The following is a 13,731-nucleotide window of genomic DNA, read 5'->3' as shown; positions in this document are numbered from 1 at the left end:
CCAAACAAGCGCCATGGAAATCAGTGTTATCAAAATCGGGGGCAACGTCATTGACCACCCCGAAAAAGCCATCGAATTCCTAAAGGCCTTTGCCGGCTTTCCCGGATATAAAATACTGGTACACGGCGGCGGTGTATTGGCTTCCCGAATCGGCAAGTCACTTGGTATCACACCCCAAATGGTAGAAGGCCGCCGCATCACCGACGAAAAAACCCTGGAGGTGGTCACGATGGTATATGCTGGCCTGATCAACAAACAACTAGTGGCCCAACTGCAAGCCTACGGGCAAAACGCAATCGGTATGACCGGTGCAGATGGCAATGTGATACGGTCTGTCAAGCGGCCTGTCGGTAAAGTCGACTATGGATTTGTGGGTGATGTGGTGGAAGTGAACACCCACTTGCTCACTGCACTCACGGAACAAAAGGTTGCACCGGTCATTTGCGCCATTACCCACGACAAGAAAGGCCAACTGTTAAACACCAATGCAGACACCATTGCTTCCAGCATTGCTACCTCGCTGGCCAAAAACCACACGGTAAACCTGTATTTTTGTTTTGACCGTGCCGGAGTGTTGATGGACGAAAAGAAAGAAGACAGCTTGATTCCGCTCATCAACGAAGACATTTACGAAGAACTGCAGCGGGAAAACGTCATCCACAGCGGCATGATCCCAAAATTGGAAAATGCCTTTGCTGCCCTGCATCAGGGGGTTGCCAATGTGTGGATGGGCCTGCCGGAAAACCTACAGCTTGCTGCCAAAGGTAAAAATGCCGGTACAATTATCCGAAGCCAAAAATACGATCTGTATTAAACCCACTGAAAACGAACCTTTAGAGACCTTGGACACCCTCAAAACCGAAGCCATTTCCCTACTCAAGCAGCTGATAGAAACGCCCTCATTTAGCCGCGAAGAGGCAAATACCGCTGATCTGATATCAAACTATCTGGACAGCAAGCAAATTACTTGGCATCGGTTGGAAAACAACGTTTGGGCCAAAAATAAGCAGTTTGATCCCACTCTTCCCTGCTTGCTGCTTAATTCACATCACGATACCGTAAGACCCAATCAGGGATATACCCGTGATCCCTTTAAAGCAGAGGTATCGGAGGGCAAGCTGTATGGCCTGGGCAGCAACGATGCTGGCGGCTGTCTGGTCAGTCTCATGGCGGCATTTGTTCATTTTTACGAACGATCCCTCCCTTATAACTTGATCTTTGCAGCCACTGCTGAAGAGGAAATCAGTGGGAAAAACGGCATGGAACGACTAATTCCGGCACTTCCAACACTTGAACTGGCGATTGTGGGAGAGCCCACCCTGTTGCAGATGGCGGTTGCAGAAAAAGGATTGGTGGTGATTGATGCTACCGTGACAGGAAAAGCAGGACATGCCGCGCGAGAGGAAGGCATCAATGCGCTCTACCTCGCTTTGGACGATCTGTTGAAGATTCGTGATTACCGTTTCGAACGGGTATCTCCTTATCTTGGAAATACCAAAGTCACCGCTACCGTCATACAGGCTGGCTCACAGCACAATGTGGTGCCTGACACCTGTACCTATACCCTCGATGTTCGGGTAACGGATGCATATACCTTGCAGGAAGTATTGACTGAGCTGAAAGCTGCACTGGGCGCAAAACTGGAGCCAAGATCACTGAGACTAAACTCCTCGCATATTGACCCAGCTCATCGAATTATCCAAGTGGCCGATGAAATGGGGATTTCCAAATACGGAAGCCCTACCCTTTCTGATCAAGCGCTGATTCCCTACCCTTCTGTAAAAATCGGACCTGGGGACTCTGCCCGATCCCATACACCGGATGAATTCATCTATTTGGATGAAATAGAAAAAGGAATCGATTTGTATGTTGAGCTACTGAACGTTTATATGCGTACCGTATAAACCAACACCCTAAAGAGCAAGTAACCAATCGCTTATCTACGAACCCATTCACCTGAAACCGAGCCTGCCTACCGGCACTCTGGCCAATAAAAAAACAATAGACGGATGAAACTCTGGCAAAAAAACACCTCTAGTAAAAAAGAAGTAGAACGGTTTACCATAGGACGTGACCCTGAATTTGATATTCTGTTGGCTCCATTTGACGTTTTGGGATCACTGGCACATGCCGAGATGTTGGAAAGCATCGGATTGCTAACGGCGGAGGAACTGAAAACACTGCAAAAAGGTCTACAAGAAATCTGGCAGGAAATTGAAGCTGGAACCTTCCGTATCGACGAAGGGGTGGAAGACGTACACAGTCAGGTGGAATTCCTCCTGACCCATCGGTATGGGGACGTAGGAAAAAAACTGCACAGCGGAAGATCTAGAAACGATCAGGTCTTGGTAGATCTCAAACTGTACTACCGTCACCGAATCCGCGAAATCTTGGAGCGCACCGAAGGTTTATTCAATTGTCTGATGACATTGGCTGACAAACATCGCGATGACTTGATGCCTGGCTATACCCATACTCAACTGGCCATGCCTTCGTCATTTGGTCTGTGGTTTAGTGGGTTGGCTGAGTCACTGGTGGAAGATATACAACTCTGGAATGCGGCTTTTTCGTTGGTAAACCAAAATCCTTTAGGTTCTGCCGCAGGGTACGGATCTTCATTTCCCTTAAATCGAACCCTTACCACTCAGTTGCTTGGATTCGCTGACCTGCACTACAACGTAATCAATGCCCAAAATAGCCGGGGCAAGACAGAGAAATTTATTGCTTTTGCGGTAGCTGCTATAGCCGGAACCCTCAACAAACTCTCGTCGGATATCATCCAGTTCATGAATCCCCATTTTGGCTTCGTCGGATTTCCGGACGAACTCACCACAGGATCCAGTATCATGCCTCATAAAAAAAACCCGGATGTATTTGAGCTACTACGGGCAAAAACCAATCAATTGCAGTCGAGCCCACAAGCCGTGATGATGCAGCTTACCAATATGACCACCGGGTACCACCGGGATCTTCAACTGCTGAAAGAAACCGTATTTCCGGATCTAGAAACCCTAGTAGATTGTCTGGATATGGCCGTTTTTATGCTGGAGCATATCCGTGTGAAAAAGGACCTTCTCAAGGATCCCTTTTACGCTTACCTGTTTAGTGTGGAGGAGGTAAACAAGCTGGTTCTGGAGGGGATGCCCTTTCGGGACGCCTACAGAAAAGTAGGGCTGGACATTGAAGCCGGCAAATTTGATCCGGCCACGGAAGTAAACCACACGCATGAGGGAAGCATTGGCAACCTTTGCTTGGATCAGATTCGCGCCAAGATGCAGGGCGCGCTCCGTTCGTTCAATTTTGAAGAAATAGACCGATCTCAGAGCGCACTGCTGAAGTAGTCGACCTCCGTTACACGAACAGCATCCGTAGGGCGCAGCCGCTCCCTACGGCCATTTTTTTACTTGCCCTCTGATACTTGGTTGCGTAAAATATCGGCAAATGGGTTATATTTACCAAACAGAAGTTGATTCCCTCACCCAAAACACATACAACTTGAAGGCACAACCAAAAGCTACGCTTTTCCTTTTCGGGATGGCGCTTATACTCTTTTCCCAGGTTGGACTAGGGCAACAGGCAACGGTATCCGAAGGCAAAGAGACATTCAAAACCTACCCTTTTGGAGATCCAACTCCCATTCCAGCTTTTGCCTACAAGTCCGATATCTACCCCTACCATCGGTTTGAAGGATACAGCGTGGACCCTGTGGAAAAGGAGTGGCAAGTAATCCGGATGGAAAACGATTACCTCAGCATAAGCATTCTGCCTGAAATTGGCGGACGGGTTTGGGGTGCAAGGGAAAAGTCTACCGGCTTTGATTTTATCTATGAAAACGGGGTGGTTAAATTCCGTAACATCGCCATGCGGGGACCATGGACTTCGGGAGGAATTGAATTCAACTTCGGAATTATCGGACACGCGCCTAGCACGGCTTCACCTGTAGATTATACCTGTTTTGAAAATGCCGACGGCAGCGTGACTTGTGTGGTGGGAACCATGGACCTACCCTCACGCACCCAATGGAGGGTAAAAATAAACCTACCAAAAGATAAAGCATATTTCGAAACCGAGGGCCTATGGTACAACCCGGAACCCTTACGTCAACCCTATTACAATTGGATGACCGCTGCCGCCCACGTGGGTGACGACCAAGAGTTTTTCTATCCAGGCCATATTGCGTTACAGCACAGTGGCAGTCTGATGGACTGGCCCATGCAGGAAGGTAGGAATACCGCTCTATACAAAGAAAATAATTTTGGTTCCAGCAAATCACACCATATGGCGGGTTCCTTCCAGAACTACTTCGGCGGTTACTTTCACCAAAAGGGAGTAGGCTTTGGTCATTTTTCCAGCTACGAAGAAATGCCCGGCAAAAAACTTTGGCTTTGGGCCCTGTCACGTTCCGGAGGAATTTGGGAAGACCTTCTAACTGATGAAGACGGTCAATACATGGAATTTCAGGCGGGTCGTATGCTAAACCAGTTTTCTCCCTCCCGAAATACCCCTACACCACTAAGCAAGGCGGGTTTTACCCCCTATAGCCTAGACCGATGGACCGATTACTGGTTTCCTGTGAAGGCAATCGGCGGTATCAGTGACGTATCGGCATACGGTGTTTTTTTCGTACAACAAGAGAACGGCCAAATCAACGTCCACTTCAATCCTTTTCAGGCTTTGGAAGGCGAAATGCAATTCTGGATAGACGGGCAGCACAAAGGATCTCTTCCCTTAAATGCGCGCCCTATGGACGTAATCAAGCATACATTAACCTCCAAAGGGGACATGGAAAAGTTGGAAATCAGACTTGAAAATAAAATCCTATATCAATGGTACGCATCGGATCCAAACCGCCTCAGCCGTCCCTTCGGTGCGGAACTTGCACCTACGTTGTCCGAGGCAGACGATCTCTATTACCAAGGCAGGCAGGAATACAACAGCCGCAACTACCGGGATGCCCGAAAGCACTACGAAGCCTGTCTTTCTCTAGATCCCGGTCACCAACGTGCCCGAATCGACTTGGCAGAGTTGGAATTCCGGTACGCCAACCACTCCAAGGCGCTTTCGCATATTCTCCTGGCACTTTCGACAGACTTCTATGATCCTCAAGCAAACTTTGTGGCGGGAAGTATTTACCGGGAAAAAGGGCAGTCGGTGGACGCTTTAGAGGCCTATGGATGGGCCGCCCGTTCCATGGAGTTTCGCTCCGGTGCCTATACGGCTATGGCGGAAATATATGTGGCCCAGGGAGACCTTGAAAAGGTACAAACCTACGCCAGCAGGGCCTTGGACTACGACAGACACCAAGTGATGGCCTACCAACTACTTGCCGTTGTATCCCGTTTGCAGGACAAACCGGAACAAGCTTCCCATTGGCTAGAAAAATTACTGGAGATAGACCCGCTTAACCACGTTGGCAGATTTGAACAGTATCTGCTGAAAACACCCAAAATGAACCTGAGCACTTTTGACACGGGCATACGGAACGAGTTTCCCTTCCAGACCTACTTGGAAATCGCCTCGGTCTACCTCAAATACGGGCAAATCAACGATGCAATCGCCGTGCTGAAAGCCTCCCCCACCCATTCCCTGGTACACCTTTGGCTGGCCTATTTGGATCAAGGTAACAATAGCCACCTGAATGCTTTTCTAACCAAACCCATTGACTTTGTCTTCCCCTTCCGAAAGGAAACCTTTAAAATGCTTCAATGGGCAACCGATCAAAAACCACACTGGAAAACTACCTACTACCTGGCCCTGAATGGCATGGCACTGGGTCGCGACTCAGCGGCAGTGCAACTGCTTACCCAGCTAGGCAGCGATCCAGATGAGGCAACTTTTTACCTAAACCGGGCTGCTCTTCTAAAAGAGGAAGCTGGGTATAATCCAATAGAAGATTTGCAAACGGCACTGAAAATGGATCCGGAACAATGGCGCAGCCATTTTCATTTAGCAAAGGTCCACGAATCCAATGGAGACCATACCCAACAACGCGAACTATTGGAGCGTGCCGTGGCTGCGTTTCCCGGTAATTACATGCTGGAACTGGACCTGATACGGGCATGGACCAACCTGGGCGAGTTTGATAAAGCCATGAAGGGGCTGGAAACCATTCACGTGCTTCCCTATGAGGGCGCAGGTGAAGGACGGGTGATATTTGAAAACGTCTACCTAAACGCTGCGCTTCTAGACCTGGAAAACAAACGATTACGAGACGCAACCGCCAAAGTAACTAAATCCTTGGATTGGCCGGAAAACCTGGGAGTAGGCAAGCCGTTTCAAACCGACGAAACCCTACAAAACTACCTTTTTGCCCTGATTGCCAAAGCGGGTGGTAAGCAGAAAGCCTACCGCGAGCGATTGGAACAGGTCATTGAGGAAGCACATACCGATCAACCTAGACGCTTGCTTCGGCCTCAAACCGCCCTAGTGATACGAGCTCTGGAACGCCTAAACCGCCAACAAGAAGCGGACCACATCTGGGAAGAAGTAAGGAACTCCTCCAATCAAAAAGCTGTGGAAACCCTCGGAATACTTTCGGGAAGAATTGAAGGACAAACTGTAAATGAAAATCGAGAAACACAGTTGGTGAAAAAGCTATTGGAAGTGGACCGCTGACCTGCAGTAATTTGAATGAAGATCAGATCGAATCCCATATCAGGTACACCATCCCAAATGCCAGAAGGTACCCTGCCAGAAAAGAAATAAAATATGGCCAGGTGAGGTCGTAATCTTGATAAACATACCTTTTGACTTGTCTAGGGAGGGGTGGTACCCGCTTAAACGCCTTTAATGGAAATAGAGACAGGAATGCCAAGCTGTACGAAAAGGTAAAAATAAGCAGGGATACAAGGATTTCCATAGGTAAGTGCTTCTGGAACAAAGATAGGAAGTGTGTCTAGAAACACAAACCCAAGTTTTCTCAAATTTTGAATAAATTGATCAATATCAATGTTTTAGATTAAACACATTGAAAAAATCAAACCGCCGGTGTCGTTTTTTAAACCTATATTTCATTTTTGCATAGGTATATGAAGGAATAATCCTGAATGATTGGATCGTCACAGCCAACATCATACCGATCGATATCAGAAAAATCAGATCGAATCCATAGCCAGCATCCACAATCACTCCATACACTGCCGGCCCCACCGCGGAACTTAGCACCATCACCGAGGTAAAAATACTCCTAACCTTACCGATCTGAGCCGCACCAAACAGCTCTACCTGAAGGGCGGACATGATGGCATTCCCCGTGCCTGCGGATACACCCATGAGAACCATGTAAGGGAAAATCACCCAAGGGTTATCAATCAACCAAATGAAGAAAACCGCAACTAAAAAGGGTATCAAGTAAAAAGGAAAAAAACGCCTCGCGGTATACTTGTCGATAAGCGGCCCAGCAAATAGGATAGCTATCGAACCGGCGATCGCATAAAACGTCAATCCCAACGCCATCCATTGGATGGTCCATCCCTTGTGATCGGCAATGGAAAACTGGTAAAAAAACAGCCCGGTAATGATAAATGCCAGCGCAAATAAATTGGGGGCAAGCAGAAGGAATGCCTTGGTTTTCATAATATCCCAGGTGGATACCTTGTCTGTTGCCTTGAGTATTTGCCCCTCAGGCGGCCCAGCCACAACGAGCTTGCGATCATCTAGTAAAAAGTACAACAACAAGGGAATGATAATGATCACCAAAGCCGCATTAACCAACAAAGAGCCCCGCCAGCCGAAAAACCCAATAATCCAAACCACGGTGATAGGAAGTAAGGCCTGTCCCAAAGGGTGACCCAAAGAAGCCAAACTAATGGCCTTTCCCCTTCCCTTGTCAAAATACTTGGACATGCTAGTCATGGATATATGACTAAAAAGCCCCTGACCGGCGATGCGAAGCCCAAAAAAAACAAACGGTAATAAGTACCCATGCTGTACAAAGCTCATGGCAACCATGGAAACCACAAACACGGCAGTGGATACCAGTGTGTAGTTTGTCAATTTCACTTGATCAATGAGCTTGCCGACACGGGGAAGCAGCAATGCACTGGCAATGGTGGCGACCATGTAATAAATACTGATACGTGCATTTTGCATGGAAAATTCTTCCATCAAAAACGGGATGTAAATGGCCAACAAATAAGTCTGTCCGTATCCGGATAAATAGGTCATCACAATCCCGAAGGAAAGAAGCCTAAAATTGGACCGTACGAACTCAAAGTATCCCATATGCAAATTAAATTATAGACCAAGGCTCCTCTCGATCTAGGCCCAAAAAAAATCCTTATCGCCAAACCCAAAAACAAATGTAAAAAAATCCCCTTTGAGGCTTAATAATTTATTCGTTTTTCGACCATTAAAAGACTCAAAAGCAACAAAATTTCGGGAATTTTTAGTTACTTAGCTAAAACATCTATCGACATACTATGGCTACTGGATTACAGCATCTACATTCATTTCTCGCATACCTGGCACTCCTCGGACTGATTATCAGCTTCGTTTACGGCATGATTGGTGCCTTTAGTGGAAGAGCGTTTACCGACAAAGACCGGAAGTTTGCCCTCTTCGGTTTGATTCCTATTCATGTTCAGTTTTTGGTGGGAATCATACTTTATTTCGTAAGTCCATTAGGACTTGCCAATTTGAGCGCAGCAGCGATGTCTGATGCAGCGAGTAGGTTGTATGCGGTGGAGCACCCCCTAATCAATATTATTGCAGTGGCCGTCATCACCGTTGGATACAGTAGAGCCAAAAAACTCACCGACAGCCGCAACCGGTTTAGAAGCATCTACATGTTCTACGGAGTGGGGCTTGTTTTAATACTAAGTCGCATTCCATGGGGTGCTTGGTTTAACTAGACCATTTCCCAATAAAGCTATTTGAGACAGGCCTGCGGGAATTAATTCCTTGCGGGCCTCTTTGGATTTGTTAAGATACGTTTGCTCAAATTTCCTCCCCAAAACATTTTTTCTTCCTACCCATGGATAAACACCTACTCATTGATTTGGTCACAAAAAAAATGCCCTTCGGGAAGTACAAAAACAGGCTGATCTGCGACCTACCGGAGCATTATTTGGTTTGGTTTCGAAGTCAGGGGTTCCCGGAGGGAAAACTTGGGCTATGGTTGGAAACCATGTATGAAATTCAGCTGAATGGGTTGACCCATCTAATCGATGAAATCAAGCGAATCCACCGTGCAAGCTAAAAAGAACGCGTAAGTAAATCGCCGAGAACCATCCGCACGCGTTGCAATTGCCGAAAAGATGCAATACCTTTGCATTTGACACTATATTGCAAAAAGTGACAATTTCGGTGAAGCTACGCATCATACTCCTATTTATTTTCTTCATAACGCTTAAGCAACTCGTTCAGGCTCAGCAAATCCACAGCGTAAGCGGAAAGGTATTCGGGGAATCCGGGGAACCTTTACTCGCCCATATACACATCCACGAACTAGGAAAGGGTACCTTCGCAGATTTGGACGGTTATTTTTCTATCCAAAACCTCAGATCCGGCACCTACCACTTTCATTTCACCCACCTGGGGTATAAGGCCCAAACGCTGACGGTCCGTCTAAACGACGGGGATGTCTCCTTGCACATTGTCATGCCAGAGTCTTCGCTGACTTTACAGGCACTGACCGTAGAAGCGAACCCATTCAAAAATGGTCCCATTGAGCAATCCCAAACTATTGATGTGATAGACCGGGACTTTATAGAAAGGAACAATACCGGTACCTTCGCCAATGCCCTCGAAAAATTACCAGGTATCAGCACCATCAACACCGGTGTGGGAATCAGTAAGCCCGTTATTCGGGGCATGAGCTTCAACCGCATAATGATTAACGACCGTGGTATCAAACAAGAAGGACAGCAGTGGGGTGCAGATCATGGCTTGGAGATCGATCCCTTTGACGTGGACAGGGTGGAGATCATCAAAGGGCCAGCCTCATTGGTTTATGGGTCAGATGGCATGGCGGGAGTCATCAACATCGCGCCGGGAGCTACACCCGATCCTGGCACGCTACAGGGGCACCTGATCAGCACCTACCGCTCCAATAATCACATGATTGGTAACACGGCTATGATGGAGGGGAACGAAAAGGACGTTGTATTTAAAGCAAGGTTCACCGCCCAAGATTATCAAAACTACCGGGTTCCAGCCAGCCAGTTCACTTACGCGGGTTTCGTGCTTCCTATCCACGAAGAGCGCTTGAAAAATACCGCGGGGCGGGAGCGCCATTTCTCTGTCTCTGCGGGGATTCGCAGGGATTGGGGAAAATCCACCCTAACCATTAGCCGCTTCAATCAGCAGGCCGGCATATTTACCGGTGCAGTAGGTATTCCCACGGCATACAGCCTACGGCATGATGGCGATCACGGGATTGTGGACTACCCGAAGCAGAACAACACCCACTTAAAGATCATCAGCAATACCACCATTCAACATAAAAAGAACTGGCTGGAGATTGACTTGGGCTACCAAGCAAACCACCGAAAAGAAGAATCCCTTCCGCATGCACATGGGGTGGGTCCTACACCCGACGGAAACCTAGCGCTTGGACTGTTTTTGGATACATTTACCGGCAATGTGCGTTACAATCGGCAGCTCAATGGTAACCACCAAACCATCGTGGGCTTTCAGGCCCAGCATATGCAAAACCGGCATACAGGCTTTGAGTTTTTGTTGCCGGATTTTACGAGCACGCAGGGAGGCGCCTATTACTTCCACGAGTACCGTTGGAAGAAAGACCTAATTATCAATGCCGGAATCCGCGCAGATGCCGCCACCCATCAGATACAGGAGCACCTTCAGCCCATCTACGAACGTCTACGGCCTACGGGAGAATACGAACAGCGAAACCCAGACATCGACCGCACCTTCTTCAACCTAAGCGGGTCTTCTGGCCTTTCGTGGAAATTCTGGGAGCATCACAATTTGAAGCTAAATGTAGGTAGCAGCTTTCGAATGCCGACACCGATTGAACTATCTACCAACGGCATTCACCATGGTAACTTCCGGCACGAAGTTGGAAACGCCGGCTTACATCCGGAAAGGAACTACCAAGCCGATTTGAATTACAGCTATTCAAAAAAGAATTTTCTGTTGGGAATAAGTCCCTTTTGGGGTTATTACGACGGCTATATCTACTTGTCTCCAACGGGCCGGTTTTCCACCATCCCAGGCGCAAGCACCGTGTGGGAGTACCGGCAAAACAACGCGGTATTTACGGGTGGAGAGGTGAAAACGGAATGGGTGATAGGAAGTGGCCTATCCCTCACCCTTGCAGCAGAGTACGTATATAATTTCAATTTGGACACCCGCTTACCTCTGCCTCTGACTCCCCCATTCAGTGTGTTGACAGGCTTACACTATGCCCTACCAGTCTCCACAAAAGCTTTTAGCAATCTGTATACCTATGCGGAATACCGTCATGCAGCCGATCAATCCCGTACCGATCGCAACGAACGCTTTACAGAGGGCTATGATCTTCTGGAGGCAGGATTAGGTTGGGAATTGCGCCTTCGTAATCAACCCTTAAAGTTTCAGATTAGTGGTCAAAATCTGACCAACACCTTCTATTTTAATCACTTGAGCCGATATAGACTACTAAATCTGCCCGAGCAGGGAAGAAACATATCCCTAAGCCTTAAAATACCAATTCAACTAAAATAATAAAATAAGCAGAGATCCTGTTAATTTTCTTGCGGGATTCATGTGCAAGTATTATACTTGCAACATATTTGCATTTGCAACCTTGTTTAATCTAACCATAATTATCATGAAAAAAGGATTCAGCTTCTTGGTTTTGGGAGTTTCTCTTTGCCTGATCGCATGTGAAACCGATGACGACCAAATGAGAGACCTCACCGCTCCAGTTATCGGCGCTGCCGATGGACGGGACGAAATCAGACCAGTACATGGTGAAACCCGGGCGGCAACCACTGACCACATGCACGTTCGCTTTTCTGTGGAGGATCCTTCCGGTATTGCCCAGATTCGGGTAGATGTGCACAACTCCTTCGACGGACATAGCCACGGCAGGATCATGACAGGATTTGAGCCCTTAGACGTAGACGATATTTACTCGCCGGATGCTAGTAATCCTACATTTCGCTTCCCACAAGGCGCCACAAGGGTCAGCGTGGACGGTACAGGAACGGATATCTATTGGGGAGGCAATAATTCCCGGGTAAATGGAAATGTATTGGCGGGTCCCTATGATTTCAGCATTCAGGCCATTGATATACATGGCAATCAAACCAGCTTTGGCGATGGGTCCAACTATTTGGCTACTTTCTATATTCGCACTCCCTACGCCCCGGAGGTAAATGTCACAAATCTGCACGATGGTGAACTGGAGGGAGAACATGGAGAACCTCTAGAAGTGGAGGGTGTCATTCGAAAAACCTCCCACGAACTTAGCTCCGATCTAAAGTTTGTTTGGGTTAGGCTGGCAGAAGAGGACGATGACCACGACCATGACGGCCACGCCCATGCACGGGTAATGACAGGTGAGTTTTACGAGCGCATGTGGGGAACATCTACTTGGAGACAGGGCTTTTCTGGACCTGAGTTACCACATAGCAGTGAAATTGACTTAGCTGAATTACTCAGTGGAGATGATGCCATCATGGTCCCCGACGGGGAGGATCATTTGGATCTAATTATCTGGGTAGAAGATGTGTCCGGGAATATATCAAGATACGTATTTGAAGTGCACGCTCACTAAAAAATGTCAATTGCTATCAATGCCTCCGGACGAACGTTTGGAGGCATTTTTTTCTATTGCTTGTTCAAAAAAAACCGAGTGTGGGGAAACAGGGGTAATTTTTCGTTTGATACTCCACTGACTCTCGAATTGAACACACTATAGTCTCTAACTATAAACTCCACAGCGTCCATATAATCTACCTTAGGCAAGGCATTTGGTTGCGCAGAAAGGTCTGCCATTTCTTGGTTGATTAAAAAAAAACAACCAAAAAGCAGCCCATATTTCCGTATCGTGTCCATAGCTATATTGTTTAATACAAATACAACTATGGTTAAACAAAAAAGTTTTGATCTTGTGAGGAAGATTTGACCAAATACCGTTTAATGTGGAAAGTAAGGTGTACAGATAGCTACACTCTCTCTGTGGAAGAGTTCAGCGGAATTGGGATTTTTGCCTATATTTCCGGTGGCCAAGATCACCGAGTAGTCAGGACCATCTTCCGCCAAGTGTATCTTGATATGTCCATCAAAACTTTTAAAATCCTCAAATCGAAGGGTGTTGCCGTCAGACAGAGTACCCAGCACGGTCCTACTTTGAAGAGAACGGATGTCTACCGGATTCAATGTTACCGCAATGGCCGCATCTGCCTCCTCGTAGCTACCAAAATGCAGGTGACTGGGGAAATAGTAGGCCTCCCTGCTGTCCGCACCCCGTAGGGTCAGTAAAATTTCCAATGCGCCGCTTTTCATTTCCTTAACCACGGCAGTGCCTTCGTAAGGAAAGTCGCTGGATTGAAAAAGCTGATAGGTAATACTGTTGGCGGTATAGATTTCTTCCTCCTGTTGACAAGACGCAAAGAATAAGGCTATCACCACCCATAAAGAAATTTGTCGCATGGCTTTTGTTATTTATTTTGCTAAACGAATTTAACGCTTTGTTGTTACCCCATTAACACGTTGAGCGCGGCAATTAATTCCTAACCTGACGAATATCATTGAATGATCCCATAAGTCACAGAGCGG

Annotated in this window: 11 protein-coding genes; 8 read left to right on the top strand and 3 right to left on the bottom strand. The window is 47.3% G+C overall.

What is annotated here, in order from left to right; genetic code table 11:
- Positions 1 to 13: 13 nt before the first annotated feature.
- The 4 genes from argB (at position 14) to JJU34_RS04610 (ending at position 6,615) form a co-directional block, all read left to right on the top strand.
- The gene (gene argB / locus JJU34_RS04625; RefSeq protein ID WP_228691154.1) at positions 14 to 814 is read left to right on the top strand and encodes an acetylglutamate kinase; all 801 of its coding nucleotides are present in this window, start codon (positions 14 to 16) and stop codon (positions 812 to 814) included.
- A 28-nt stretch (positions 815 to 842) separates the two neighbouring features.
- Positions 843 to 1,904 (top strand): M20 family metallo-hydrolase, encoded by a 1,062-nt coding sequence (locus JJU34_RS04620; protein WP_228691249.1) that lies wholly within the window; start codon positions 843 to 845, stop codon positions 1,902 to 1,904.
- A 105-nt stretch (positions 1,905 to 2,009) separates the two neighbouring features.
- Positions 2,010 to 3,341, top strand: coding sequence for an argininosuccinate lyase (argH, locus tag JJU34_RS04615; protein ID WP_228691153.1), 1,332 nt, complete (start codon positions 2,010 to 2,012; stop codon positions 3,339 to 3,341).
- A gap of 154 nt (positions 3,342 to 3,495) precedes the next feature.
- The gene (locus JJU34_RS04610) at positions 3,496 to 6,615 is read left to right on the top strand and encodes a DUF5107 domain-containing protein (protein ID WP_228691152.1); all 3,120 of its coding nucleotides are present in this window, start codon (positions 3,496 to 3,498) and stop codon (positions 6,613 to 6,615) included.
- Positions 6,616 to 6,637: 22 nt separating this feature from the next.
- On the opposite strand, the gene JJU34_RS04605 is transcribed toward JJU34_RS04610, so the two are convergent.
- Together JJU34_RS04605 and JJU34_RS04600 are read right to left on the bottom strand one after the other, a co-directional pair.
- Positions 6,638 to 6,859 carry a hypothetical protein gene (locus JJU34_RS04605; RefSeq protein ID WP_228691151.1) on the bottom strand — a complete coding sequence of 74 codons (222 nt, stop codon included), beginning with the start codon at positions 6,857 to 6,859 and terminating at the stop codon, positions 6,638 to 6,640.
- 86 nt (positions 6,860 to 6,945) lie between these two features.
- Positions 6,946 to 8,223 (bottom strand): MFS transporter, encoded by a 1,278-nt coding sequence (locus JJU34_RS04600; RefSeq protein WP_228691150.1) that lies wholly within the window; start codon positions 8,221 to 8,223, stop codon positions 6,946 to 6,948.
- A 197-nt stretch (positions 8,224 to 8,420) separates the two neighbouring features.
- Here JJU34_RS04600 and JJU34_RS04595 point away from each other — a divergent pair, with 197 nt between their 5' ends.
- From JJU34_RS04595 to JJU34_RS04580, 4 genes are all read left to right on the top strand, one after another.
- Complete coding sequence (locus JJU34_RS04595) at positions 8,421 to 8,852, top strand: hypothetical protein (protein ID WP_228691149.1); 432 nt, start codon at positions 8,421 to 8,423, stop codon at positions 8,850 to 8,852.
- A 122-nt stretch (positions 8,853 to 8,974) separates the two neighbouring features.
- Positions 8,975 to 9,199, top strand: a complete 225-nt coding sequence (locus JJU34_RS04590) for a DUF3820 family protein (RefSeq protein WP_228691148.1) — start codon at positions 8,975 to 8,977, stop codon at positions 9,197 to 9,199.
- A gap of 107 nt (positions 9,200 to 9,306) precedes the next feature.
- Positions 9,307 to 11,670, top strand: coding sequence for a TonB-dependent receptor (locus tag JJU34_RS04585; RefSeq protein WP_228691147.1), 2,364 nt, complete (start codon positions 9,307 to 9,309; stop codon positions 11,668 to 11,670).
- A gap of 106 nt (positions 11,671 to 11,776) precedes the next feature.
- On the top strand, positions 11,777 to 12,727 hold the full coding sequence (locus JJU34_RS04580) for a DUF4625 domain-containing protein (protein ID WP_228691146.1): 951 nt from the start codon (positions 11,777 to 11,779) through the stop codon (positions 12,725 to 12,727).
- A gap of 362 nt (positions 12,728 to 13,089) precedes the next feature.
- Here the strand turns inward: JJU34_RS04580 and JJU34_RS04575 are convergent, their stop codons facing one another.
- A complete protein-coding gene (locus JJU34_RS04575) occupies positions 13,090 to 13,605 on the bottom strand; it encodes a hypothetical protein (RefSeq protein ID WP_228691145.1) in 516 nt (171 codons plus the stop codon).
- Positions 13,606 to 13,731: the final 126 nt, after the last annotated feature.

Origin of the sequence: Lunatimonas sp. (assembly GCF_020832325.1) — a bacterium.
Classification (GTDB): Bacteria; Bacteroidota; Bacteroidia; order Cytophagales; family Cyclobacteriaceae; genus Lunatimonas.
The sequence above is the reverse complement of the archived record's forward strand: the minus strand, read 5'-3'. Positions and strand labels throughout refer to the sequence as shown.